19 protein-coding genes are annotated in these 24,121 nt (G+C 55.7%); 4 read left to right on the top strand and 15 right to left on the bottom strand.

Translation table 11 applies throughout. From position 1 onward, the window contains the following. Positions 1 to 193: 193 nt before the first annotated feature. From F1381_RS04640 to cidR, 5 genes are all read right to left on the bottom strand, one after another. Complete coding sequence (locus tag F1381_RS04640) at positions 194 to 2,089, bottom strand: ABC transporter ATP-binding protein (RefSeq protein ID WP_151733649.1); 1,896 nt, start codon at positions 2,087 to 2,089, stop codon at positions 194 to 196. Next, entirely contained in the window at positions 2,086 to 3,846 is a 1,761-nt protein-coding gene (locus F1381_RS04635) for an ABC transporter ATP-binding protein (protein WP_151733648.1), read from the bottom strand. Before F1381_RS04635 ends, F1381_RS04640 begins: the two co-directional genes overlap by 4 nt. Then, the gene (locus F1381_RS04630) at positions 3,839 to 4,363 is read right to left on the bottom strand and encodes a MarR family winged helix-turn-helix transcriptional regulator (RefSeq protein WP_151733647.1); all 525 of its coding nucleotides are present in this window, start codon (positions 4,361 to 4,363) and stop codon (positions 3,839 to 3,841) included. The genes F1381_RS04635 and F1381_RS04630 overlap by 8 nt, the downstream gene beginning before the upstream one ends. Before the next feature lie 196 nt (positions 4,364 to 4,559). Continuing rightward, positions 4,560 to 4,805: an aspartyl-phosphate phosphatase Spo0E family protein gene (locus F1381_RS04625; RefSeq protein ID WP_246187906.1), complete on the bottom strand. Its 246-nt coding sequence runs from the start codon at positions 4,803 to 4,805 to the stop codon at positions 4,560 to 4,562. A 115-nt stretch (positions 4,806 to 4,920) separates the two neighbouring features. Then, positions 4,921 to 5,829, bottom strand: a complete 909-nt coding sequence (gene cidR / locus F1381_RS04620; protein ID WP_151733646.1) for a cidABC operon transcriptional activator CidR — start codon at positions 5,827 to 5,829, stop codon at positions 4,921 to 4,923. Between the two features lie 111 nt (positions 5,830 to 5,940). Between cidR and F1381_RS04615 the strand changes: the two genes are divergently transcribed. Both F1381_RS04615 and F1381_RS04610 read left to right on the top strand, forming a co-directional pair. Next, positions 5,941 to 6,312 (top strand): CidA/LrgA family protein, encoded by a 372-nt coding sequence (locus tag F1381_RS04615; protein ID WP_151733645.1) that lies wholly within the window; start codon positions 5,941 to 5,943, stop codon positions 6,310 to 6,312. Further along, a complete protein-coding gene (locus tag F1381_RS04610; protein ID WP_425495242.1) occupies positions 6,309 to 6,992 on the top strand; it encodes a CidB/LrgB family autolysis modulator in 684 nt (227 codons plus the stop codon). The genes F1381_RS04615 and F1381_RS04610 overlap by 4 nt, the downstream gene beginning before the upstream one ends. A gap of 155 nt (positions 6,993 to 7,147) precedes the next feature. Here F1381_RS04610 and F1381_RS04605 read toward each other — a convergent pair whose 3' ends face one another. Both F1381_RS04605 and F1381_RS04600 read right to left on the bottom strand, forming a co-directional pair. Next, the gene (locus F1381_RS04605) at positions 7,148 to 8,116 is read right to left on the bottom strand and encodes a Gfo/Idh/MocA family protein (protein ID WP_151733644.1); all 969 of its coding nucleotides are present in this window, start codon (positions 8,114 to 8,116) and stop codon (positions 7,148 to 7,150) included. A 55-nt stretch (positions 8,117 to 8,171) separates the two neighbouring features. Further along, positions 8,172 to 10,478: an ATP-dependent DNA helicase gene (locus F1381_RS04600; RefSeq protein ID WP_151733643.1), complete on the bottom strand. Its 2,307-nt coding sequence runs from the start codon at positions 10,476 to 10,478 to the stop codon at positions 8,172 to 8,174. 273 nt (positions 10,479 to 10,751) lie between these two features. Here F1381_RS04600 and F1381_RS04595 point away from each other — a divergent pair, with 273 nt between their 5' ends. Beyond that, a complete protein-coding gene (locus tag F1381_RS04595) occupies positions 10,752 to 12,623 on the top strand; it encodes an LTA synthase family protein (RefSeq protein WP_425495249.1) in 1,872 nt (623 codons plus the stop codon). A 76-nt stretch (positions 12,624 to 12,699) separates the two neighbouring features. Here the strand turns inward: F1381_RS04595 and F1381_RS04590 are convergent, their stop codons facing one another. Further along, a complete protein-coding gene (locus F1381_RS04590; RefSeq protein ID WP_151733642.1) occupies positions 12,700 to 13,131 on the bottom strand; it encodes a MarR family winged helix-turn-helix transcriptional regulator in 432 nt (143 codons plus the stop codon). 252 nt (positions 13,132 to 13,383) lie between these two features. Here F1381_RS04590 and F1381_RS04585 point away from each other — a divergent pair, with 252 nt between their 5' ends. Continuing rightward, positions 13,384 to 15,108: a methyl-accepting chemotaxis protein gene (locus tag F1381_RS04585; RefSeq protein WP_151733641.1), complete on the top strand. Its 1,725-nt coding sequence runs from the start codon at positions 13,384 to 13,386 to the stop codon at positions 15,106 to 15,108. Positions 15,109 to 15,196: 88 nt separating this feature from the next. On the opposite strand, the gene F1381_RS04580 is transcribed toward F1381_RS04585, so the two are convergent. The 7 genes from F1381_RS04580 to F1381_RS04550 all read right to left on the bottom strand — a co-directional run bounded on the left by F1381_RS04580 (position 15,197) and on the right by F1381_RS04550 (position 24,097). Continuing rightward, positions 15,197 to 17,206, bottom strand: a complete 2,010-nt coding sequence (locus F1381_RS04580; RefSeq protein WP_151733640.1) for a putative bifunctional diguanylate cyclase/phosphodiesterase — start codon at positions 17,204 to 17,206, stop codon at positions 15,197 to 15,199. A gap of 227 nt (positions 17,207 to 17,433) precedes the next feature. Next, positions 17,434 to 19,095: a hypothetical protein gene (locus F1381_RS04575; protein ID WP_151733639.1), complete on the bottom strand. Its 1,662-nt coding sequence runs from the start codon at positions 19,093 to 19,095 to the stop codon at positions 17,434 to 17,436. Continuing rightward, complete coding sequence (locus tag F1381_RS04570) at positions 19,092 to 19,889, bottom strand: ABC transporter ATP-binding protein (RefSeq protein WP_151733638.1); 798 nt, start codon at positions 19,887 to 19,889, stop codon at positions 19,092 to 19,094. Before F1381_RS04570 ends, F1381_RS04575 begins: the two co-directional genes overlap by 4 nt. Before the next feature lie 151 nt (positions 19,890 to 20,040). Then, positions 20,041 to 21,036, bottom strand: a complete 996-nt coding sequence (locus F1381_RS04565) for a Gfo/Idh/MocA family protein (RefSeq protein WP_151733637.1) — start codon at positions 21,034 to 21,036, stop codon at positions 20,041 to 20,043. A 182-nt stretch (positions 21,037 to 21,218) separates the two neighbouring features. Then, the gene (gene pelA, locus F1381_RS04560) at positions 21,219 to 22,193 is read right to left on the bottom strand and encodes a pectate lyase (RefSeq protein ID WP_246187904.1); all 975 of its coding nucleotides are present in this window, start codon (positions 22,191 to 22,193) and stop codon (positions 21,219 to 21,221) included. Between the two features lie 156 nt (positions 22,194 to 22,349). Next, on the bottom strand, positions 22,350 to 23,309 hold the full coding sequence (menA, locus tag F1381_RS04555) for a 1,4-dihydroxy-2-naphthoate polyprenyltransferase (RefSeq protein WP_151733636.1): 960 nt from the start codon (positions 23,307 to 23,309) through the stop codon (positions 22,350 to 22,352). Positions 23,310 to 23,326: 17 nt separating this feature from the next. Next, a complete protein-coding gene (locus F1381_RS04550; RefSeq protein ID WP_151733635.1) occupies positions 23,327 to 24,097 on the bottom strand; it encodes a DUF6081 family protein in 771 nt (256 codons plus the stop codon). Positions 24,098 to 24,121: the final 24 nt, after the last annotated feature.

Below are 24,121 nucleotides of genomic sequence, written 5' to 3'. Positions count from 1 at the left end.
GCGGGTCATTTTTATCCTTATCTTATATACCCCAAAAATTTAAAGCAAATCTTTTTTACGAAAATAATTGAAAAGTTCCTCATAAGATAAAAAAACACCCCTTCTGCACGTTCCGGCCAAGTCGGCAAAAATATGCAAAGGGGCGTTTAGTCGCCGGACTATTCAATTACAGCATTGCCTGTGATTGCCGTTGTTAACCCGCATCCGGCAGATCGCCTTCGGAGAACTGGCTGTTATACAGATCGGCGTAGAAGCCGTTCTGGGCCAGCAGCTCTTCATGCGTTCCCTGCTCAATGACGCTGCCCTTGTTCATCACGAGGATGAGATCGGCATCGCGGATGGTTGAAAGGCGGTGGGCGATCACAAAGCTGGTTCTGCCGTTCATCAGCGTCTTCATCGCCTTCTGGATCTGCACTTCCGTCCGGGTATCGACACTGCTGGTCGCCTCATCCAGAATCAGGATGGACGGATCGGCCAGAATGGCCCGGGCGATGGTCAGCAGCTGCTTCTGCCCCTGGGAAATATTCGTGGCTTCCTCGTTCAGCACCGTATTGTATCCAAGCGGCAGGGTCCGGATAAAGTGATCGGCATGGGCCGCCTTGGCGGCGCGCACCACCTCTTCTTCCGTCGCCCCTTCACGGCCATAGGCAATATTGTCCATAATCGTAACGTTGAAGAGCCAGGTATCCTGCAGCACCATCCCGAATTTGCTGCGCAGCTCGCCGCGCTTCATCGCGGTAATGTTGACGCCGTCGATCAGGATTTCCCCGTCATTAATTTCGTAGAAGCGCATCAGGAGATTGATCAGCGTCGTCTTGCCGGCGCCGGTCGGGCCGACAATGGCGATGGTCTGGCCGGGGCTGACCGCGATATTCATATCTTCAATCAGCGGAGCATCTTCCTTATAGCCGAATTTCACATGCCGGAACTCCACGCTTCCCTCTTCCGCAACCGCCGGACGTTTGGCCGAGGTCTGTACCTCTGGAACTTCCTCCTCTTCGTCCAGCAGCTCGAACACGCGCTCTGCGGAAGCTACCGTCGATTGGATAATGTTTGCGATATTGGCCGTCTGTGTGATCGGCTGGGTGAACTGGCGCGAATATTGGATAAAGGCCTGGATATCCCCGACCTCGATGACCTTGCGGGTGACGAAGATCCCGCCGACCACGCAGACCAGCACATAGCCCAGGTTGCCGATGAACATCATCAGCGGCATAATCATCCCCGACATAAACTGGGCTCGCCAGCCGGAGTTGTACAGCTGCTCATTGATCACTCTGAACTCGTCAACCGACTGCTTCTCACGGCCGAAGGCCTTGATGATCCGGTGGCCGGTGTACATTTCTTCGACATGGCCGTTAAGCTGGCCCAGCGATTTCTGCTGGCTGATGAAGTAGCCCTGCGAACGCTTGGTAATCAGCATAATAACCACGAAGCTCAGCGGCAGGGTAACGACGGTGATCAGCGTCAGCCACGGGCTGATCGTCAGCATCATTACGATGACGCCGACCAGCGTCACAATGGACGTAATCAGCTGCGTCAAGCTCTGCTGCAGCGTGGTGCTGATGTTGTCCACATCGTTGGTCGCGCGGCTGAGAATTTCCCCGTGCGTCCGCGAATCGAAATATTTCAGCGGCAGGCGCTCCAGCTTGCCGTTGATCTGCTCGCGCATATCGAACACAACCTTCTGCGCCACGCCGGACATCACATACTGCTGTATATAGCTGAACAGTGCGCTGAACAAATAGAGGAAGCCCAGCAGAATCAGAATCTGATTAATGTAATCAAAGTCGATCCTGGCCCCTTCCACTCCGGTCATCATACCGTAAGCGCCCTCGAACAGCTTGGTAGTCGCCTTCCCCATCACCTTCGGGCTGAAAATATTAAAGACCGTACTGGCGATTGCCGTAATGAATACAATCAATAACTGCACCTGGCGCGGACGCAGATAGCGGATCAGCCGGCGCAGCGTTCCTTTGAAATCCTTGGCCTTCTCGGCCGGCATCCGCATGCCCGGTCCGCCCGGGCCATGGCCGAAGCCGCCCGGACGGCGCGGAGGGCGCTTGACGCTGTTGTTCGTTTCGCTCATGCTATTTCCTCCTCTGACAGCTGCGAGGATACAATCTCGCGGTACACCTCGCTGTTCTCCATCAGCTCCTGATGGGTACCCATGCCGGCAATCCGGCCTTCATCCAGCACAATGATCCGGTCGGCATCCATCACCGTGCTGACCCGCTGGGCGACGATCAGCACAGTGGCATCGGTTGTCTCTCCCTTGAGCGCAGCGCGGAGCTTGGCGTCGGTCTTGAAATCAAGCGCCGAGAAGCTGTCGTCGAACAGGTAAATCTCCGGCTTGCGGATCAGGGCGCGGGCGATGGACAGCCGCTGCTTCTGCCCCCCGGAGACGTTGGTGCCGCCCTGGGCAATCTCCGAATTGAAGCCGTCCTTCATCGCTGAGACGAAATCGTAGGCCTGGGCCACCTTGGCGGCATGAATGATCTCCTCTTCGGTGGCATCATCCTTGCCGTAGCGGATATTGTCATTGATTGTGCCGGTAAAGAGCACCGCCTTCTGCGGGACATAGCCGATTCTTTGCCGCAGCTCTTCCTGTGTCATCTCGCGGACATCGACTCCATCCACCCGCACGGTGCCTTCGCCCACATCATAGAATCGCGCAATCAGGCTGAGCAGCGTCGACTTCCCTGAGCCGGTACCGCCGATGATTGCCGTGGTCTCACCGGGCCGGGCGCTGAAGCTGATTCCCCGGAGGGCCGCCTGCTCCGCTCCCGGATAGGAGAAGGAGACATCGTCGAATTCGACGTAGCCCCGGTGGCCTTCGTGTCCTTCTTCATTGGCTTTATTTTGCGCAGCCGCCACTGCTGCCACGGAAGGATCCTTGATCTCCGGCTGCATGTCGAATACTTCATTGATACGCAGCGCCGAGGCGGACGCCCGCGGAATCAGGACGAACATCATCGACACCATCAGCAGGGAGAACATGATCTGCATCGCATATTGAATGAAGGCCATCAGTGAGCCGACCTGCAGGTTGCCGTCGCCGATCCGGATACCGCCATAATACAGAATCGCGATCATCGAGAAGTTCATGACAATCATCATGACCGGCATCAGAGCCGCCATCACTTTGTTGACACGGATCGCTGTTTCGGTCAAATCGCCGTTTGCAGCAGTAAACCGCTTGTTCTCATGCTCGATCCGGTTGAACGAACGGATGACCCGGATACCGGTCAGATGCTCGCGCAGCACCCGGTTCAGCGTATCCAGCTTGGTCTGGATCGCCTTGAACAGCGGCAGCCCTTTCGTGCCGATAATGGCAATCGTGCCGACCAGCACCGGAAGGACAACCACAAAGATCAGCGATAGCTTGGCATCCTCGGAGATCGCCATAATGATCCCGCCGATCATCATCATCGGAGCGCCGACCATCATCCGCAGCATCATGGTCAGGACGACCTGGATCTGGGTAATATCATTGGTCGTGCGGGTTATCAGCGAAGCTGTGCCCAGCTTGTCGAATTCCTGCAGCGTAAAATTCTCCACATGCTTGAACATCCGCTCTCGGGTGTTCTTCCCGAACCCTGCGGCCACCTTGGCCGACAGAAAGCTGACGAGCACCGAGCAAATCGCCCCGCCGCCCGCTACCAGCAGCATATAGCCGCCGATCTTCCAGATATAATCACGGTCTCCATGGACAATCCCCTTGTCGACAATGTCGGACATCAGCGTCGGCAGGTACAGATCGCCCATGGATTGCAGGAACACCAGAATGAGCACCGCCGCAATCGACAGCTTGAAAGGACCCAATTGTTTGAACAATTTAATCAAATTTCTCATCTCCGTTCTTCGGTAACCGGTCATCAAAATCAGGCGGGCGATTATCCTTGATGAAGTCATAGACCTTCAGCAGCAGATCGGCCAGCTTGATGCTGTCCTGTTCACCGAGATGCGTCACCAGCCTGTTCATCATCTCATCCCTGCTCTGCTTGACCCTTAAAGTCACAGCTTCTCCGCCCTCCGTCAATTTAATGCGCACCACGCGGCGGTCAAGCGGATCGGCGTGCCGCCGCACCATTTCCTTGGCTTCCAGACTGTTGACCAACTGGGTCACGGTGGGCGGGGTCAGGCCGAGAATGCGGCTGATTCCGGATACTTTAAGCCCTTCGTCCGAGAACTCCGCCTGATTGGCAAGACATATCATTAAAGTCATTTCACTAGGCTTGTGCCCCTGGGCAGTATGCTTCCACTGCGCCTTGTGCATCCGTCTCATCATGGCGATCAGCCTGCGTGCGACTGGATTGTCGTCGTTTCCGCCCCTGCTTACTCCAATGTGTCCCACCTCCATTTTTACTTAGGGTAGCAAATTATTAAACACTTTATTAATTAGGCTTCCTAATTATAATTTCGGCTACCTGCATTGTCAATTGATGAATGCGCTCTCAAGTTTTACAGAACCGGTAACGGTATTTTGCCCAAATAAAAGAGCCCCAACCAGTGGGGCCTATCTCAAGAGGCTTGTCTAATTGGGGATTTGCAGACCATTACTGGATCAGGGCTTTGCCTCTGATGCCGCGCTTGCGGCCGCGCAGGTTCTCCATCATCTTGTTCTGGGCCAGCACGATGTAGCCGTCCAGCCGCTGGCTTAATTCCAGCACGGCGTTGTCGCTGAGACTCCGCTCCTGGGCTACCTCCAGCAGTTGGCTTCTAAGACTCTCTATGGTTACGAACAGCTCGTCCTCTCTGTAATCACATTTACCTTGTTCCCGCGAAGGTTGGTATACTTTCACGATCAGTCACCTGCCTCATTCAGCTTTCTCCCTTTATCATAACGGGTGATGCCAAAAAACAATTTTTCAAAAAAAAGAAAAAAATGTCGTCGAAACGGTGCGCGTTTTGTCCTTGTCAGCTCTCCGCCCGGGGCAAATAACGTTCACCCAGCACCTTCATTGCAAAAGAGATCCACTCGCGGGCGGCAAAGGAGAGATAGCGGTCCCTGCGCCAGATCATGCCCAGCTCCCAGGGAATGACCGGCTGGGTATGCGGAATTACCGCCGTCCGCAAAGGATCCATCTCGCGGCAGATCGTCTCCGGCAGCAGGGCGATGCCCATCCCGGCGGCGACCATCTTGCTGATCAGGTCCCACTGTGAGCTTTCATAGACGACCTTCGGCTGGAAGCCCGCCTTGACGCATTCGGTAATAATCCGGTCATGCAGGGCAAAGTCCTCGCGGAAGAGCACAAACTCTTCCCCGGCCAATTCTCCCAGGGCGGCAACGCTGGCTCCTGCCAGGCGGTGGCCTGCAGGGACCAGCAGCTGCAGCTTCTCTTCCACGAAGGTAAAGCAGTGAAACTTCGCTTCATCCGCCGGCAGCACAATGGCGCCGATATCCAGCAGCCCGCTCTCCACATCGTCTTCCACTTTCTTGGAGCCGTCCTCATGCAGACGGATGGTCACCTCCGGATACATCCGGTGAAACTCTCCGATGACCGCCGGAAAGAAGCTCGCCCCGACCATAGGCGGCAGGCCAATCCGGATATGGCCCCGCCGCAGCTCGCGCAGGCTATCCAGTTCCGAGGAGAGACTGGCGAACGATTCCACGATATTTTGCGCCTTAAGCAGCAGAATCTCGCCGGCATCCGTCAGCCTGATGCTCTTACCTTCGCGGAAAAACAGATCCGCGCCGAGCTCCTCCTCCAGTCCCCGGATCATCTTGCTGATGGTCGGCTGGGAGACAAACAGCGATTCGGCGGCCCGGGAAAAGCTGCCCATTCTGGCTGTCTGCACAAAGTATTGCAACTGGCGGATATCCACTCTTAACGCCCCTATCTATAGACAAATAGAATATCAACTATTCCTATTATTCATTTTACTCATGAAAATAATTATTGTAAACTTTCAATACAATGAAAGGAGCGAAGCCTTATGAACAACATTGCCAAGGGCTTGCTGCAGATCGCCGGACTCACCGTATTCTCCATGTCAGTCAACGCTCTGACCCCTTATCTGCATATTCCGATTCCCGGTAGCATTATCGGGATGATCTTATTATTCCTCCTGCTGGAGAGCGGCATCGTCCGCCTGAGCTGGGTGGAAGCCGGCGCCTCCTGGCTGCTGGCCGAGCTGCTGCTCTTCTTTATACCTTCCGCCATCGGGGTCATGAAATACACCCGTCTGCTGGAAGCCGACGGCCTCCAGGTGCTGGCGGTGGTCGTGGTCGGAACCTTTGCCGTTATGGCCTGCTCCGGTGTGCTTACAGGAGCCATTTACCGCATAAAGGAGCGTCGGGGCTTATGATGTACAGCCTGCTTTTTCTTGGATTAACCGTTGCCGTCTATCTTCTGGCCAAAAAGCTCTACGTGCGCAGCGGCAAAATCTATTGTTCCCCGCTGATCATTACGCCGCTGATCATGATCGGCATTCTGCTGCTCTCCGGAACGTCCTATGAAAGCTACAATGCGGGAGGCAAATGGCTGAGCGATTTGCTGCAGCCGGCAACGGTCGCCTTTGCAATCCCTCTGCATAAAAATTTCAAGGTACTCAAAAAGCACGCCGCCGAAATTGCGGCAGGCGTGCTAACAGGAACGGTTACTGCGGTTCTCTCCTCGATGCTGCTGGCCAAATGGCTGCACTTAAGCGGAGACCTGGCAACCAGTCTGGTACCTCGTTCGGTCACTACGCCGATCGCCATGAGCATCTCGCAGAACATCGGCGGTGTCCCCAGCATTACTGCGGTCTTCGTCATTCTGACCGGCATCCTGGGGACGCTGATGGGGCCGTCCGTCCTGCGCCTCTTCCGCATTGACAACGAAATTGCGCGCGGAGTATCGCTGGGAACCGCCGCGCATGGGACAGGAACCTCCAAGGCCTTCGAGCTCAGCTCGCTGACCGGCACCATCTCCAGTATCGCGATGATTCTGACGGCGCTGTTCTCCATCGGACTGGCGCCGGCGCTGCTCGCGGTTTTCCTCCACTAGGCCGTTCCCGCTTGGGCCGCAGGACCCGTCCGGTCAGCTCCGCTGATCCGGCGGGTCTTTTTTTGCAGGGGCTGTTCGTCACTTTGTAGGACTGCCTTTGGGGTCCCCGCAAAGTACCCGGAATCGGCTTCAGAGCTGTTCGTCACTTTGTAGGGTTAAATTTTTACGGGCAGCCCGCTTTGGGATGACTCATAGGCGGCGCAGGTCACCTTCAGCGTCTTGTACCCGTCTTCGTAGTCGCTGAGGATGCGCGAACGGTCGCCTGTCCGCACAGCGTGCAGGAAGGCTTCGCTTTCCGCTGCGTAGGGATTACCCTCATTGGCGTATTCCGTGCTGTCGCCTTTGCGTACTTCCAGGAGCCGGTCGGGATTCCAGTCAAGCAATCCCGCCTCATTGTAGAAGCTGAGCCCGATGCGGCCCACTCCGTCCGGCAGGACACAGGTGTTGGAGATATTGGCCACGATGCCGCTCGCAAGCTTCAGCGAGACGGTACCGACATCGGCCACCGTCACATTCTCATGGGCTTCATGCATCACACGGTTGCCGAACAGCCCGTAGACCTCCGTCACTTCTCCGGCAAGATAACGCAGCAGATCGACGATATGGGTCGTCTGCTCCGTGAACTGCCCGCCGGATTGCTCCTGGTTGCGCCACCAGGCCACCCCCGGCATGCCGCCCATCCATTGGCCGACGATCATGCCCACCTTGTCTCCGGCCAGCGTCTCCTTCAGCCGGCGGACGTTGTTCTGATAGCGGAAATGATAGCCGACCGAGGTCAGCAGATTGCGTTCCTTGATTTCCTGCAGCAGACTGGCGGGGATTTCAGTAGTTGCCGCCAGCGGCTTCTCGATGAAGAAGGGGATGTCCCTGCGGATCAGCGCCCGTTCAATGGCCCCATGCGACTGCGGAGGCACACAGACATATACGGCATCCAGCTTCTCGGCATCCAGCATGTCCACAATATCCCCGTACCCGGAAGCCCCGTAATTGCGGGCAAGCTGCTCGCCCTTCTCCTTGCTGCTGCCGCACACCGCCTTAAGCCGGACATCGTCCATTCCCGCCAGCAAATCGGCATGCACCTTGGAGAACCAGCCTGTCCCTACCAACCCGATATTCAGTGTCATCTCCCGTACCTCCTGAGGTTTCATAGATTAAAAAATCTGCTTTAATTATACGCGCTTACATCAGCCGATGATAGCGGCTCCATTCCTCGGGAAGCAGCTGCATGTAAGGCTGCCGCAGGAAGCGGTCATCGGCCAGCACAATCGTCCCGCTATCGGTTTCGCTGCGGATCAGCCGGCCCCCGGCCTGCAGCACCTTGCACATGCCCGGATAGACATAAGCATAGTCAAAACCGTTCTTCCCCTGCTCCTGAAAATACTGGCGGAGAATCTCGCGCTCCAGCCCGACCTGGGGCAGGCCGACGCCCACGATCATTACGCCGTTCAGCCGGTCGCCCGGCAGGTCGACGCCTTCGGCAAAGATGCCGCCGAGCACCGCGAACCCAAGCAGCGTCTCGGCGTTATCCGGGGAGAAGGCGGCGAGGAACTCCTCGCGCTCATGTTCCTTCATGCCCGTGCTCTGAACAATCGTGCGCACCTGCGGATATTTTTCCGTGAATACCTCGAAGACGCTGCGCAAATAAGCATAGGAGGGGAAGAACACGAGATAATTCCCCTTGCGCTCTGTCATTCCCTTGAGCGCATCGCTGAGCGGGAGCAACGAGTCTCCCCGGTCCCGGTAACGGGTGGAGACCGGAATGACGGATACCTGCCACTGCTCCGGGTGGAACGGGGAAGGCACGCTCAGGCTGTAGTCCGCTTCACCCGCACCGATCATCTCCCGGTAATAGGACAGGGGCGTAAGCGTGGCGGAGAACAGAATCTGGCTGCGGAAGCCCTTGCCCATCTGCTGCAGCAGGTGAGAGGGGTCGAGGTTGAACAGCTTGAAATAGACATCGCCGCCCCGCACCTCGGCATAAGTGACATACCGCTCATCATAGGTCTTGAAGGTGCGCTGCACACCAAGCACCGCATAGTAGGTGTCCAGCAGCCCTGCTTCCTCTTCCTCGCCTTCGGGCGGGGCTGAAGAAGGCGCGACCAGCTCCTGCTCCGCTTCCAGAGCAAATGCTTCCAGCAGCGCCGGCAATTCCTCCGGATATTCCCGCCACTCGCCTTTGCCCTCTTCTCCGCAGCTTTTGCGCAGCGCAATGAACCAGCCGTTCACCGCCTTGGCAGCACCGCTCAGTCCCTTGTTCGCCGTCTTGTAGCGGCGCTGCAGGGCCAGGAACGGCGCTTTGGTCAGCGAAGCCGAATACATCTCGCGGCCACGGTCAACGAGGTTATGCGCCTCGTCCACGAGCAGCACCGTCCGCCGCTTCCGTTCCTCCGCCAGCCGCTTGAGGCTGATGCGCGGATCGTAGATATAATTGTAATCGCAGATTACCGCATCGCAGGCGTAGGCGGCATCAAGCGAGAATTCGAACGGGCAGACTTCATGCTTGCGGGCATATCCGGCGATGGTCTCCTGGGTCATCAGCGTCTCATGCTCCAGCATGTCCAGCACCGCGGCATTGACGCGGTCGTAATAGCCTTCCGCAAACGGACAGAAGTCGTTGCTGCACAGCCCCTCCTCGCGGAAGCAGGCCTTCTCCTTGGCTGTGATGGTGATCGCATGCAGCCGCAATCCGCTGCGCAGCAGAAGGCGGAGCGCGTCCTGGGCCGCCAGGCGGTTGACGGTCTTTGCCGTCAGATAGAACAGTCCGCCCGCTTTGCCTTCCCCGAGCGCCTTCACCGCCGGGAAGAGCGTCGACATCGTCTTGCCGATGCCTGTCGGAGCCTGGGCGAAAAGGTTGACCCCCTCTGCGATTGATTTATACACGGCGGCGGCGAAATGCCGCTGCCCCTGGCGGTAGGCGGGAAACGGAAACGCCAGCTCCCGGATGCTGCCGTCCCGCTCCGCGCTATGGCGGACCATCAGCCGGGCGTAACGAACATAACCCGCTACGGTCTGCATGGCGAATTCCGCCAGTTCCTCCGCCGAGGCTGTGCGGTATAAGCTCCGCTGCTGCTCCCCTCCGCGCTGGACGTAGGTAAGCTTGATCTGTACCGAGGGCAGCCCGCGCTCCAGCGACAGCATGTAGGCGTACATCAGCGCCTGGGCCCAATGCACTTCTTTACCTTCGGCAAGCTGATCCACCGGTCCGGCCGTCGATTTAATCTCCTCCACCGTTACCGTCCCGTCCCCGGCGGTCAGCAGGCCGTCGCAGCGCCCGTCGATCCGGAAGATCAGCTCCTCATACGGAATTTCCGTCTTCAGATAGACCTCCTTGCTGTCCCCTTCCTTATACTGCCGCTGGATATGCTGGTGAATCCGCGTCCCTTCCGCCAGTGCTGCTGCACTGCGGAAACCGGATTCCAGGCTTCCGCTGCTGTATACATACTCCACAAGGCTCCTTACCGAAAGAGCAATCTCGGGTGTGCCCATAATGCTAACCGCCTCCAAACGATCTGCGCCTTTACACCGACCCGCCGTTTCAGCGCGTATCTGCCGGTATCCTGGCGTCTTCTGAATATAACATCACATTCATCCGCTTATCGTATATCTTACTCCCGCCACGGCGCGCAGCCGCCGTTTCTGTTTTTTGACATTCCTGTGCCAGCGCTGCATAATAAGTTCTATTAAGATGGAATTTATTTGCCTATTGGCGTCTTTCCACTGGAAACAGACGGCATTTCATTTACAGAGAAAGAAGGGGAAATCGTGTCATCCCAAACGGTTAAGCAATGGCTGAAGAAGCCATTTGTGTACTTATCGCTATTGTTCGTCCTTAAGAGCTTCCTAGCCTGGGGCGTTATCTTCGGAGACTGGCTGCCCTGGAAAGCCATATTGACGGAGATTCCTTTTGTCTGGGCGCTGTTCTGCCTGATTGAGCGCTTTGCCTCCAAGCGCAAGCTCGGTTATTACATGACCGTCAATCTGCTGCTGACCGGTATCTTTTTTGCCGCCATTATGTACTTTAAATATTACGGCGTTATTGTCACTTACCATGCGGCCGAGCAGGTCAACCAGGTGACTGCGGTGCGTAACAGCGTATTCTCGCTGATGGACCCGTATTATCTGCTGATCTTTGCCGATGTTGTCCTCTTGGGCATCTACTTCTTTTTTAATAAGAAGGGACGCACCTACAAGAAAGAGAACATCAACCGCAGGAACAGAGCGTGGTTCTACCCTGTTATGTTCGCGGTATCTCTGGCGCTGTGCCTGTTCAATATTCTGCCCAACAAGGCCAGCATGAACGAAATCAAGAAGGCCCAAGAAATGGGTATCCTTAATTATGAGGCTTACACGATCTTTGCTCAAGACAAACCGGAGCAAGTGGATGCCAGCGAAATTACCCAGGAGGTCATTAATGATCTCAAGGGCACCGATCCGGATGCCGTATCACCCTATGCAGGGGCAGCTAAAGGCAAGAATCTGATTATTATCCAGCTGGAATCGTTCCAGAGCTTCCTGCTGGGGCTGAATGTGGATGGGCAGGAGGTTACGCCGAACCTGAACCGTTTGATGAAGGAAAGCCTCTACTTCCCGAACTTCTATCAGATGGTCGGCCAGGGCAACACTTCAGACGCCGAGTTCGTGGTGAACTCTTCCTTCTACATTCCGCCGCAGGGGGCAGCCACGATGGCTTATGTGAATAAGGAGCTGCCGAGTCTGCCGCGCTTGCTGAAAGAGTACGGCTATCAGAGCGCCACCTTCCATACGAACGATGTAGAGTTCTGGAACCGCGGTGAGCTGTACAGCGCGCTGGGCTGGGATCATTATTACGACCATGAATTCTTCGGTAATGAAGATACGTTCTTCTTCGGCGCTTCCGACGAGGTGCTGTACCGGAAGACAGCCGACAAGCTGAAGGAGATGAACGCCAGCGGCCAGCCGTTCTATGCGCAGGTCATCTCGATGTCGGCGCATCACCCGTTCACCATCCCGGCCGAGAAATATCAAATGAAGCTGCCGGAGCGGTATGAGGGTACTTTTGTAGGCGATTATATTCGTTCACAGAATTATGCCGATTATGCCTTCGGCCAGTTCATTGACGAGCTTAAAGCGGATGGCCTGCTGGACAACAGCCTGATTATGGTATACGGGGATCACATGGGCCTGCCGATCTATTCGCTGGATCATGACGACAAGGAACTGATGACGGAAATCTACGGGCATGATTATGAATACGCCCATATGCTGAATATTCCGCTGATGATTCATGCCGAAGGCGCCCTGCAGCCGCAGACGCTGGAGCAGGTGGGCGGTGAAGTCGATATTATGCCGACGGCAGCCAGTCTGCTGGGCATTTCCATGGACGGCCAGATTCATTTCGGCCAGGACCTGCTAAGCCAGAGCTACAACCTGCTCCCGCAGCGTTATTACCTGCCGACAGGCTCATTTATTGCCAGCTCCGGCCTGCTGATTCCCGGCAACAGCTTTGAAGACAATACGCAATACAACCTGGCGGCAGGCGGCAAGGCCCCGGCCGGCACCGAAGACGAATACAACCGCGCGCTGCGGCTGCGCCAGCTCTCCGACAGCTATGTCAGCCAGCTGCCCGACAAAGAGAAGGCCCCAGCCGAATAACCGCAGCTGCCGCAAACAAACAGCCACGACCGTATCCACGGCGTGGCTGTTTGTTTGCGTTCTTGGCTTCAGCGAATTACCGCTGCTGTCTCTCCAGGATCAGATAGTAATCGGCCAGCGTCTGCAGCTCCTCCGGCTTCAGGATAGCCAGGTGCTCCGTCAGCAGCAGCATAAAGCGGCGGTTGGCTTCTTTGAGGGCTTCTTCCCCTTTGGGTGTAATCGTTACAATAACGGCACGGCGGTCATTGGCGTCAGGCGCGCGCCGGCACAGCTCCAGAAGCTCCAGACGGTCCAGCATAACGGTAACCGCGCTGGATTTGACCTCCATCTTCTCGGCCAATTGTATGACACGCGCATTCTTCTCCTGGGCAATCATGCGCAGCAGTCCGAATTGCGGCACGGTGACTCCGATTTCCTGAGGCAGGGACATTTGCGAGGAAATTTTGCGCTGCACTCTCCACATGGATAATCCCAGCTGTTCCACCAACGGATCAATTGTTTGCGACATTCGTTTCAGCTCCAGTCCGTTTATCCTTGTTCAAGCGTACCATTTCGGCAGGCTCCGGTTCAATCCCTTTGTCCCTGTTTGGCCGTTCCAGGCTTTGACTCGCAGGTCAATTAGTAAAAACTTGCATTTTTCGACACAAAATCAGAGCTGCAGGGACTCTGCGTCAAACCGGGGATGCGCTATAATCGAAGACGTGAGTGATAATGGATATCACTTAATAATAATATTCAGTCAGGGTTGGTGGTGCAAATCATGAAATTGGCAACAAAATTAACCTGGATGATGCTCAGCGTGCTGCTGCTGGTCGGATCGTCGATCGGTTTCTTCGGATACCGCGCAGCATTCAAACAGGTGGACGAAGCAGCCGGTATTGAGCTGGTAGGCTGCGCTAATATAACAACCGGGCTTATTGACCCCGCCGACATTGCCGCGCTGGTCGCAGGCGACACCAGCAATGTCTCCGCCATTGAAGACCGGATCGGCTGGATTACCGACCATAAGCCGATATTTAAGGAAGCCTTCATTCTCTCCCTGGACGGCACCATCCTCGCCGCAGACGCCAACCTCAAGGCCAGAGGCTATAAAGCAGGCGACAAGTTCTATTTCGCCGATGAGGACAAAACAAAGCTCACTCAAATGCAGCACTCTGCAGAGGAGCATTCCAACATGCAGCATTCCGCATACTCCAAAGTTTATACATACGACGGGGTCTCGCTCAAGACCGGTTACGGCCCCATTTATCAGGATCATGATCCGAACAAACCGATTGTCGCTTTAATGGCCATCAATTTTGACGGCCCCCTGATTCAAGAACGGACGATGGAAATCCTCTTACAGCCGCTCATTTTCAGCGGCGCAATTCTCATTGTGGCCATTATCGTCGCTTATGTGCTCATCCGCCGCATGGCCAGCCCGTTAACGAAGCTGTCTGCTTCAGTCAACCATGTAGCCAAGGGCGATCTCACCCGTGAGCCGCTGCTGCTTAAGAGCAAGGATGAAATTGGCACGCTGGCCGGAGATTTTAATCAAATGACGCAAAATCTGCGCAACCTGATTACCCAGGTCAATGACACCTCCATGCTGGTAGCCTCCTCCTCCCAGGAGCTGTCCGCCAGCGCCCAGGAAACGAACCGCGCCGGTGAACACAGCGTCAATGTGACGATTGAGCTGGCCGACGGCGCACGCTCACAGCTGGAGAATCTCGAAGGCAGCTACAAGTCCGTGCAGAACATGTCCCGCTTTATTTCCGAGATCGCAGACAACGCGGACAGCGCCGTCCAGAATGCCGAAGACAACGTGCTTAAAGCCCGTGGCGGACGGGAGTCGATGAATTCCACTGTCGAGCAGATGCAGATCGTCGACAGCAGCATCTCCGATTTGTCGGTCAATATCGAAACGCTGGAGAGCCATTCCAAGGAAATCGAGAGTATCGTGGGCGTTATCGCCGGAATTGCCGGAGAGACGAATCTGCTGGCGCTGAATGCCGCCATCGAAGCGGCGCGGGCCGGAGAAGAAGGCCGCGGCTTCGCCGTGGTCGCAGGCTCCGTGCGCAAGCTGGCCGAGCGTTCGGCTCATTCGGCCGCCCAGATCGGACAGCTGGTCACGCTGATCGTCACGCAGATGGAGCAGGCCGGCCATACCATGAAGCGCTCGACGGAGGAAGTCCGGCAGGGTAAGGAGCTGATAGTCTCCGCCGGACAGTCCTTTGCCGAGATCGAGCACTCTGTTTCAGATATGTCAGAGCGCAGCCGGCAGATTTCGGAAACGGTCCGCGAGCTTTCGCTGATTGCGTCGGGACTGGTCGAAGCGATTCAGAGCACCGTCTCCGTCTCCAACCAGACAGCCGAAGGTGCCGAGACCCTGTCCGCCTCGTCGCAGCAGCAGCTGGCCGCCATGCAGGAAGTAGAGGCCTCGGCTGCGTTCCTCTCCTCACTGGCCGAGAAGCTGCAGGTGCTTGTGGAGAATTTCAAGGTGTAGCTTAATCAACTGTTAAACCGAAAGCAGCCGGTCCGCAAAGGGACCGGCTGCTTTTTTCATTGAAATATAGGGTTATAAATCGAAACGGTTAAGCCGTATTCTGCACAAACCATTGTCCGAGCTCGTTGACCGGCATCGGGCGTCCGTAATAGTAGCCCTGCATCACCCGGCAGCCAAGCGACTGCAGAAGCTCGATCTGCTCCGGTGTCTCCACGCCCTCGGCGACAACCTCCATATCGAGATTGCTGGCAATGGCGATAATGTTGCTGATAATCGCCTTCTTGGAATGCATTTTGCTCTTGCGGATAAATACCTGATCGATCTTCAGCGTATTGACCGGAATCTCATCCAGATTGCCCAGGGAGGAGAAGCCCGTGCCGAAGTCATCGAGTGATACCCTGACGCCCAGGGCGCGCAGTTTGGACAGCTGGGCTACCGTCTCCTCCATATTGTTCATCGCGATGGATTCCGTAATCTCCAGCTCCAGATACTGCGGCGCCAGGCCGGAGCGCGTCAGCGCCTCCTCCACCACATCAAACAGGCTGCCGCCGTCGAACATCCGGGCAGACATATTGATGGAGACAGGAACGTTCGCCACATTGGCCTTGTGCCACAGCATGTTCTGTCCGCACACCTCATGCAGCATCCAATAAGTAATCGGAACGATTAGACCCGTCTCTTCGGCAATCGGAATGAACTCTGCCGGCGATACCATACCATGCTCCGGATGGCGCCACCGCAGCAGCGCTTCCAGCCCTACCGTTACATTCATCAGTGAATCCCACTTCGGCTGATAGACGACCATAAACTCTGAGCGGGCCAGCGCCTTGCGCAGATCCTTCTCCAGCGACATCCGCCGGACCTGATTGTTGTTCATCTCCTGATCGAACATGCTGAATTTGTTCTTGCCGGAATCTTTGGAGGTATAAAGCGCGGTGTCGGCAGCCTTCATCAGCGCTGAGCGGTCCGATCCGTGTACCGGAGCCATGCTGATGCCGACGCTGGCCGTTATGTACAGTTCATTGCCCTGGATACTGTATGACCGTTTGATCTCGCGCAGAATGAGCTGCGCGGTCTCCTCGGCCTCCGCCTCTTCACAGTCCGGCAGCGCGATCAGGAACTCGTCGCCGCCCAGGCGGAATACCTTGCCCCTGTCCCTGATTGCGCTGCTCAGCCGTCCGGCGACCTCCCGCAGCAGCAAATCACCGATATCATGGCCCAGCGTATCGTTAATCGATTTGAACCGGTCCAGATCGACAAAGAACACCGCTCCAGGCGTCTTGGACAGAAACTCATTCTGGAAATACCGCTCGAGACCGTGACGGTTCGGCAGGTCGGTCAGCGGATCATGAAAGGCCATCCGCTCCAGCACATGCCGGTCGAGGAAGACCGCCCCGCCGGAAATGGCCAGCATAAACAAGGTTACAAACGACACACCGGTCAACAAAATAACATCGGTATTTAAGAGGTAGGATGTCTTCCCGATCCATTCGTCATAGACCATGGTGCTCGCCCGCAGGCTGGTGTAATGCGTACCCGTAACCGCCAGCCCGATGAACATTGCGGAATACAGCTTCCAGCGGCTGAACCCGGCCTGATCCCTGAACTTGCGGAACAGGAATACAGCCGTGTAGGAAGCTGCCATAGCGATCATAATGGACAGCGCCTGGGCGGAAGGCTCATAGCGGATGTTCCCTGCCGTCTCCAGGGAAGACATTCCGACATAATGCATGGCGGAGATTCCGCCGCCGAGCACGACGCCCCCGGCGAGCAGCTGCCCCAGCCCCTGGCGGGGATGGACGGCGAGACCCAGCGAGACCAGGCTGGCCAGCATGCTGATCAGAAGCGACAGTACCGCCGTGCCCGGATGATAGCCGATATTAACCGGCATCCGGCCGGCCATAAGGCCTACAAAGTGCATGGCCCAGATGCCGCTGCCCAGCACGCATGCTCCGGACAACAGCCACAGGCGGCGGACCCTGCCCGAGGAATGGGAAACCTGTGAAATCAGATTCAGCGCTGAATAAGCGGCCGTCGCCGTAAGCGCAAAAGATAGTAACACAATCCAAACATTATAGTGGATTCCCATTTGATCCATAGTTGACCTCTTCACCGGTTAAATTATCATTATCGCCGCAGTGCATTTCCAAGTCTTTATCATTATACGAATATCAGATAAATGGAAGAGTGGTTTAGACTTCGTAACTGATCTTGAGAATTAACTTTACTGTATTTTACCTTTTATTGGGCCTAAAGTCTAAGTAAATACTGGAACTTGTACCCTTTTTTAAATTGATGCATAAAATGTCCATATTTGGCGCATTCTCAGACCCCGGCGCCCGCCGCCCGTTCTCCCTGCAATGTCTTGTTCCCGAAAGCGGACCGCCAGCCCCAGACGTTGGCCGCTGCCAGAATAACCGAGTAGATAACGATCCCGGCAGGAATTCGGGTAGACAAATAGTGAAGCAGGCCAAACCCGAACATGATAAACAGCAGCAGGAAGGAAATGCCGGTAAATTCCTTGCGGCTCGCCTGCTCGTATTTCTCGGCAAACGGCAGCGCCTGCGGAAAGATGCGCCAGCAGATGACCGAATATAACAGCAATGCCAGCAGGGCCGTCCCTAATTCCGGAATAATCCGGGGACCGAACAGCACGGTGAATATCACGGCCTCCACTGCAAATACCGGCAGCAGCAGCCGCAGCACCGCAGCCTTGAGCACCCCCCGGCTGATCAGCGCCCCGGGCTGCAGCGGCAGCGCTTTATAGATCCAGGCGCCCTTATAGCTTACAGAGTAACGCAGCATCTGGACAACGGTCATCATCAGTAGTGCAGTCCCGTATATCGCGAGATATCCGGGCGAGCTCTTAAGCGAAGAGACACCGCCGCTACCCTGTGCGATATTAAGAATAAATATAAAGGGCAGTGCCATGGACAAACCGACCGTCGGATAGGTCCGCAGTTTGAAATCGCGCTCATTCTTCATCATCGACCAAGTGAAACGGAAAAAAGTCGCCTCCTGCCTGTTCTGGCAGAAAAAGGCCGACAGCCTCCGGGCGAGCACCCCGTTGTCTCTTCCCCCTGCCTCCTCCGCCGCAAGCTTCTGCAGGCTCCGCTCGAACATGGGCATCAGCCGGATGTAAGCTGCCAGAAGCAGCAGCGGCACTGCCAGGGCAAGCAATGTCAAGGCGGTAGTCGCCGCGTTGCCGTTACCGCCGACGAACCATTCAAACGGAGCCGCAAACCAGACCGGCGGAATGGCATAATACCACCAGTCCGGAGTAAAGCTGGTATCCAGCAGACTGAAACTGACCAGCCGGCTGACGAACTGGTAGCCGACTGTAAGTCCGACGGTAAGCACGATTTGCACATAATTGATGATGTCTTTAAGCTTCTCCCCGTCGAACAGCCGCAGAATGACCAGATAGCACAGCGCGGTAAACACCAGAATAAAGCAGTCCAGCAGTATAATACCCGCGCCATACAGCAGAAAGAAAACCACACCCTGGCTGAACAGGGAAACCAGCAGCGAAGGTCCCGCGATCGTAAGCGTAAGGGACATCAGATACAGCAGAATATGTATGCTCTTCGCCATGTTCAGCGTCCGCTTATCTATCGGCTTCGTATGCAGAATGTTCTTCTCCCGCAGATCCAGCATGACGGCAGAGAAATCTGAAATCAGCGTCGTAGAGATCAGAAACATCAGCAGGCCGAAGGTCAGTCCCATTGTAAATATGTAGCTGCCCTTAACAACGACGAACGGGATCAGCACAAGTCCGAACAGCAGGTATATCCAGTGCACGCGCAGCGGTGACCCGGAAGAGGCCTCGGTATCTTTCCGGTTGGCAGCCATCACCGTCGGAGTGCGCCTTCCGTCCATTGTAAGCTTGGTCTGCAGAATAAGCCGCAGCGTCCTGTAATCTACACCGGTCCGGCGGATCAGACCTTCCATCCGGTCAAGCAGCTTCAATGAGTAGAAGTCGTTCACCCGGCCTCACCGTCCATGACGGCGGCGACGAATTCCCCCGCAATATCCCGGTACTGGTCAAACCCGGTCAGCCGGTTGAAGATGCTCTCAAGCGTTCCTTCCGTACTTCTCTCCTGCAGCTCTGCAAAAGTACCGTCGGCCATAAGCTCGCCCCCGTCCAGCAGAATGATCCGGCTGCTGATCTTCTCCACGACATCCATAATATGCGAGGAATAAAAGATCGTCTTGCCCTTGGCCGCCAGCGTTGCGAGAATCTCCTTCACCACCATCACGCTGTTGGCATCGAGCCCGCTGAGCGGCTCATCGAGAAACAGGATGTCCGGATCATGCAGCATACTGGAAACCAGCAGCACTTTCTGCTTCATCCCCTTGGAATAAGAGGCAATCCGCTTGTCATACACCCGCTCCATATCCAGGAGCGCCATCAGTCTTCGCGCTTTGGCTTCTGCCGCCTCATGCGGCAATCCGTAAAGCTCGCCGATAAAAGTCAAATACTCGCGTGCGGTCAAACTGTCGTACATTTCGGCAACCTCGGGTACGTAACCGATCCGTCCCTTGTAAGTGGCGTCCCCACTCTTGATGTCCTTCCCGAATATCCGCACCGTGCCGTTGTAGCCCTCAACCAGTCCCAGCATAATCTTGACGGTGGTGCTTTTGCCTGCCCCGTTGGGCCCGATGTAGCCGATAATCTGCCCTCTGTACACCGCAAGATCAATTCCCCGCAGCACCATCCGGTCGCTGTAATTCATCCATAAGCCGGAAATTTCGATTACCGGCTCTTCTCCCAGATTCATCCCCAGTCTCCTCTCAAGCAGCTGATTGCGTTTCTTCCACCAATAGATAACATTAGAATACTATTCCTATTCTAACAAATCCCAGCCGCTCCTGTTATGAAAAAAACCTCCACGCCGCATGAAGTGCGGCATGAAGGTTCCAGGCAGAGCATCAGGCCAGTACGAGGCGCTCGCGGCGCCGGGCCGATTCCAGACAGGTCTCGATCAGTTTCATATTCAGCACCGGGTCTTCCGGCGCGTGCGCGGGCGCGGCGCCGGACACCGCCGCCGCGAAATGATCCGCCTGGTATACATAGGGATTGGCCCCGGGGGCCTGAATCAGAACAGCCTCATCACCCTTATAAAGGGTGAAACCGGCGTCCTCGAAGCGGGCGTTGAACGGCATCGGAATTTCGATCCGGCCCTCCGTACCAAGCACCTCCAGCAGTTGCCGGTTATAGGCCCACATGCCGCAATCGAAGATCAGGCCAGCTCCGCCGGGGAATTCCACAAGCCCGGAGGCCATCATGTCCACCCCGTCGTGTTCGGGCGAGAACATCGCCTGCACCGTAACCGCCTCCGGCTCCGTCCCGTACAGCAGCCGGGCAGCGCTGAGCGGATAGCAGCCGACATCGTACAGCGACCCGCCGCCCCAGGCCGAGCGGAAACGGATGTTGCCTGTATCCTCCGCGTCGTTGTAGGTGAACGTACCGCGGATCGAGCGCAGTTCACCGATATCGCCGCGGGCGATCATCTCCTGCAGCTGCGCAATCCGCGGATGATGCCGGTACATATAAGCCTCGGCCAGGTGCACCCCGGCGCTGCGGCAGGCCTGAACCATCTCCGCTGCTTCCCGGCTGTTCAAAGCGATCGGCTTCTCGCAGAGCACATGCTTGCCCGCCTCTGCCGCGCGGATGACCCATTCGCGGTGCAAATGATTGGGCAGCGGAATATAGACGGCGCCGATCTCCGGATCGGCAAGCAGCTCTTCATAGCTGCCGTACGCTTTCTCTATGCCGAACTCTTCGGCCACCGGCCTGCTCTTGTCCATACTGCGGCTGGCAATAGCCGTCACGACCCCGCTCTCCGACTCCTGGATGGCGGGAATGACCGCCTTCGTAGCAATCTGCGCGCAGCCGAGGATTCCCCACTTGAGCTTCTGTGCCATTGATGAATGCCCTCCTCATGCAGAATAATAGCAATGGATGCTATTCGTTGTTCCTAATCCTATCATAGCTTGGATCAGGCAGCGAAATAACCCCCCAAAGTGGAGCTTTTGCCTGAGGCAGCCCACAATAGGTGCATGCAAAAAGGCCTCAGCCCCTAAGCTGAAGCCTCTTGGTATGCAGGTTAATTAACGACACTGGAAGGCCAGTTGCCGTACCATGAGTAACCCGTTCTTCTTTCCTGATCAATATCACTTAGCTTGTATTTCACTACTCCGTCACGCCCTACGAAAATAGGCTTGTTGGTACCGATTTCATAAAAGCGTGCCCAAATCGGGGTGGTAACACTGGAATCTTCCACCACGACCACATCATCCGCTGTCTTCACCACACGGATTCCGGTAATTTTCACCGCTTTGAACCAGTCCTCTGCGGCCTTGATAGAAGCGGCGATGGCGGTGGTGGAGCTTCGGGTCTTCAGGAATTTTACAATTCCGACACTTTCATTGGCGCAGAGGGAAGGAACTTCATAGGCCCGGGCGCCCGCAGGCTTCAAGGTAGCAGAGTCATGCTGCTGGCCCCATACAGTCAGCTTACCGCCCACGGTGACCTGGGTTTTCAATAAGCAATCCACAGCCTTGTCCACAGCCTGCTTGCTTTTGCTTGCCAGCGTGCTGTCAATGAAGGAGAAATCGCCCTTCTTATTTGCCACCTCGTCCAGCAGGGTCACGACATTAATCATGGCGTTGTCATTATAGGTGATATGAGTATGATAGCCCGAGCTTTGATAGATTTGCGGGAAGCCGCCATTGGCGTACTGCATGTTCAGCAGGAAATTAATTCCTTTGATAGCCGCAGCCGAATATTGGCTGTTATTCGTTTTTTTGAACTCTGCCGCCAGCCTTCTGATTTCCGTATAAGTAGCCTTGTTGTCAATGGTCGACTTGGCCCAATCGCCGCTTGTCACCGAGTAATCCTTCTTCCAGCCTCCGTCGGACTGCTGATTTTTGATAACGTCTGCAATACTGGCTGTAGTACCTGAAGCATCTGCCGCATACACGCTCCCCGACGGCTGAAGAAGTATTGCCGGAACCGATAAAATCATGGAAAAAGCTAATGCGGCGGCTAGCGTGCCCTTTTTCAAATTCAACATTGTCATCTCATTTATTCTCCTTTGTTAACGTTTTCATAAAATTCAACTTGATTATATTTCAGAGTTTTAAATCTGTCAATTGCATCCATTAATTTAAAATATATGCTTTTTATCCATAGACAAAAGGGACCCCTGCGGGCCCCCTTAAGTTATAAACTGCAATTAAAATGCGGTAACGTTCTGGATCAGAATAGCTGCCATCAGCACAGCGATGCGCGCCGCGCTCATCAGCACGAAATTTTTAACTGACAGGATGAAGGTGGTAGCCTTCTCCTGCTTCTCCTGGAACAGGGAGATATTCCGCCGCAGCGGAAGGATCGTAATCAGCAGCATCACGGTCAGCACCGGATTTATGCCGAGCAGCAGCAGGACAATCAAATCCAGGAACGACACATAATAGAGCAGCCTGAACAGCAGCAGCGCATTCTTGCGTCCGATGTACACCGGCAGCGTATAGCGGCGGTTCTCGATATCATCCTCGATGTCGCAAATATTGTTGGCCAGCATAATTCCGGCAATGCCGAGAATCGCCGGCACCGAGAACCAGAAGAGATAAAGCACTTCCAGCCAGTTCAGCTGCAGGCTGACCCACTGTGGGTTGAAGACCAGCGTAACGAGAGTGTCTCCCGAATGAATATAAGCGGAGATGAAGATAATCACAAAGCCCATAAACAGTCCCGAGAACAGCTCCCCGAGCGGCATCCGCGAGATCGGAATCGGTCCGAAGGAATACAGGATGCCGATCAGGAAGGAGAGCCCGCCGAGCAGAAAGACCAGCAGGCCGGTCTGGGTCACCAAGGCTATGCCCCCGCCCGCAGCCAGCGCCAGCAGTATGGCGATTGTCGCAACTACTGTGCGTTCCCGCAGCCCGTGGCGCACGATGGCGTTATGCGTCTCATAACCGTAGCCGTGCGTTTTGGCAGCTTTTTTGAAATCGTAATAGTTGTTGATCGCCGTCGTCGCCATATCGAAGCTCAGCAGGGATACCAGCATCAGCACAAAGTTCAGCGGCTCAAAATCCTCGAACCGGTACAGCGCATAGAGCGAGCCAAGCAGGAACGGGAGCATACTGGCCACCTTGGTCGGCAGTTCCACAAATCTCAGAAAGCTTTTTACATTCACAAGTGCTCCACCTTTGACTATTCTGCTGTTGTGGTAATGGTGATCGGTGACCAGTCGGCAATGACGGTCTGGCCGTGAACCGAGACGCTGCCCTCAGGCGACAGGTCCTTCTCGGTCATAATGCCCAGCGCCACCGTGAAGCTGTTCAGCTTGACCGGAATGCCCCGCTCGCGTCGCACTTCCTTGCCGTTCACGTAGAAGACGGCCTCGTCCTTGCCATGGTGGTACGTAATCTTGTAGGTGTTGAATTCCCGCGGTTTGAAGTCGGTATCCTCGGTAAAAATGCAGAAATATTTCGTGCCGTCCGTATCCGGAACCTTGACTCCCGGGAAAGGCAAAATGCCGTAAACACTGGCGTACTTATCGTTGCCGGCGAAGAAATCAAGCGCCGCACCCGTTGAGAAGTCCAGCAGGTTCAGGGACACATAACCGTCGTACAGATCTCCCGGCGCCGTTCCCTGAGTGCGTGCGCGGATCTGCAGCTCGAAGCTGATCTCCCCGTTCTGCGGCACCTGAACCGGCTCGGCGGAGTAGTACATATGCTTGGCGTTGTCCAGGATTTGAATCTGATGGTTCTGGCGGCTGAGCTGTGCCCGTACATACAGGTAGCCGTTGCGTACAATGACTACGGCCTCCGGCTCGCGGTAAGCCCAGAATGACCCGTCCGGAAGCTTAAATCCGCCGGTCTTCCATACCTGGCCCTCCGACAGAATGGTATGAAAGTCTCCCAGCACGCTTTGGCTCACAGCCGGCTGCGCATTCTTAATGTCCTTGCTCTGTTTGTCCATGGGTTCTCAGCTCTCTTTCGGCAG

This window comes from Paenibacillus tengchongensis (assembly GCF_008973665.1).
GTDB classification, from domain to species: domain Bacteria; phylum Bacillota; class Bacilli; order Paenibacillales; family Paenibacillaceae; genus Paenibacillus_AQ; species Paenibacillus_AQ tengchongensis.
The sequence above is the reverse complement of the archived record's forward strand: the minus strand, read 5'-3'. Positions and strand labels throughout refer to the sequence as shown.

Coding starts and splice junctions, on each gene's coding strand:
- F1381_RS04640 (WP_151733649.1), bottom strand. CDS start 2,089: ATGAGCGAAACGAACAACAGCGTCAAGCGCCCTCCGCGCCGTCCGGGC.
- F1381_RS04630 (WP_151733647.1), bottom strand. CDS start 4,363: ATGGAGGTGGGACACATTGGAGTAAGCAGGGGCGGAAACGACGACAAT.
- F1381_RS04615 (WP_151733645.1), top strand. CDS start 5,941: ATGAACAACATTGCCAAGGGCTTGCTGCAGATCGCCGGACTCACCGTA.
- F1381_RS04610 (WP_425495242.1), top strand. CDS start 6,309: ATGATGTACAGCCTGCTTTTTCTTGGATTAACCGTTGCCGTCTATCTT.
- F1381_RS04605 (WP_151733644.1), bottom strand. CDS start 8,116: ATGACACTGAATATCGGGTTGGTAGGGACAGGCTGGTTCTCCAAGGTG.
- F1381_RS04600 (WP_151733643.1), bottom strand. CDS start 10,478: ATGGGCACACCCGAGATTGCTCTTTCGGTAAGGAGCCTTGTGGAGTAT.
- F1381_RS04590 (WP_151733642.1), bottom strand. CDS start 13,131: ATGTCGCAAACAATTGATCCGTTGGTGGAACAGCTGGGATTATCCATG.
- F1381_RS04585 (WP_151733641.1), top strand. CDS start 13,384: ATGAAATTGGCAACAAAATTAACCTGGATGATGCTCAGCGTGCTGCTG.
- F1381_RS04580 (WP_151733640.1), bottom strand. CDS start 17,206: ATGGATCAAATGGGAATCCACTATAATGTTTGGATTGTGTTACTATCT.
- F1381_RS04570 (WP_151733638.1), bottom strand. CDS start 19,889: ATGAATCTGGGAGAAGAGCCGGTAATCGAAATTTCCGGCTTATGGATG.
- F1381_RS04565 (WP_151733637.1), bottom strand. CDS start 21,036: ATGGCACAGAAGCTCAAGTGGGGAATCCTCGGCTGCGCGCAGATTGCT.
- pelA (WP_246187904.1), bottom strand. CDS start 22,193: ATGACAATGTTGAATTTGAAAAAGGGCACGCTAGCCGCCGCATTAGCT.
- F1381_RS04550 (WP_151733635.1), bottom strand. CDS start 24,097: ATGGACAAACAGAGCAAGGACATTAAGAATGCGCAGCCGGCTGTGAGC.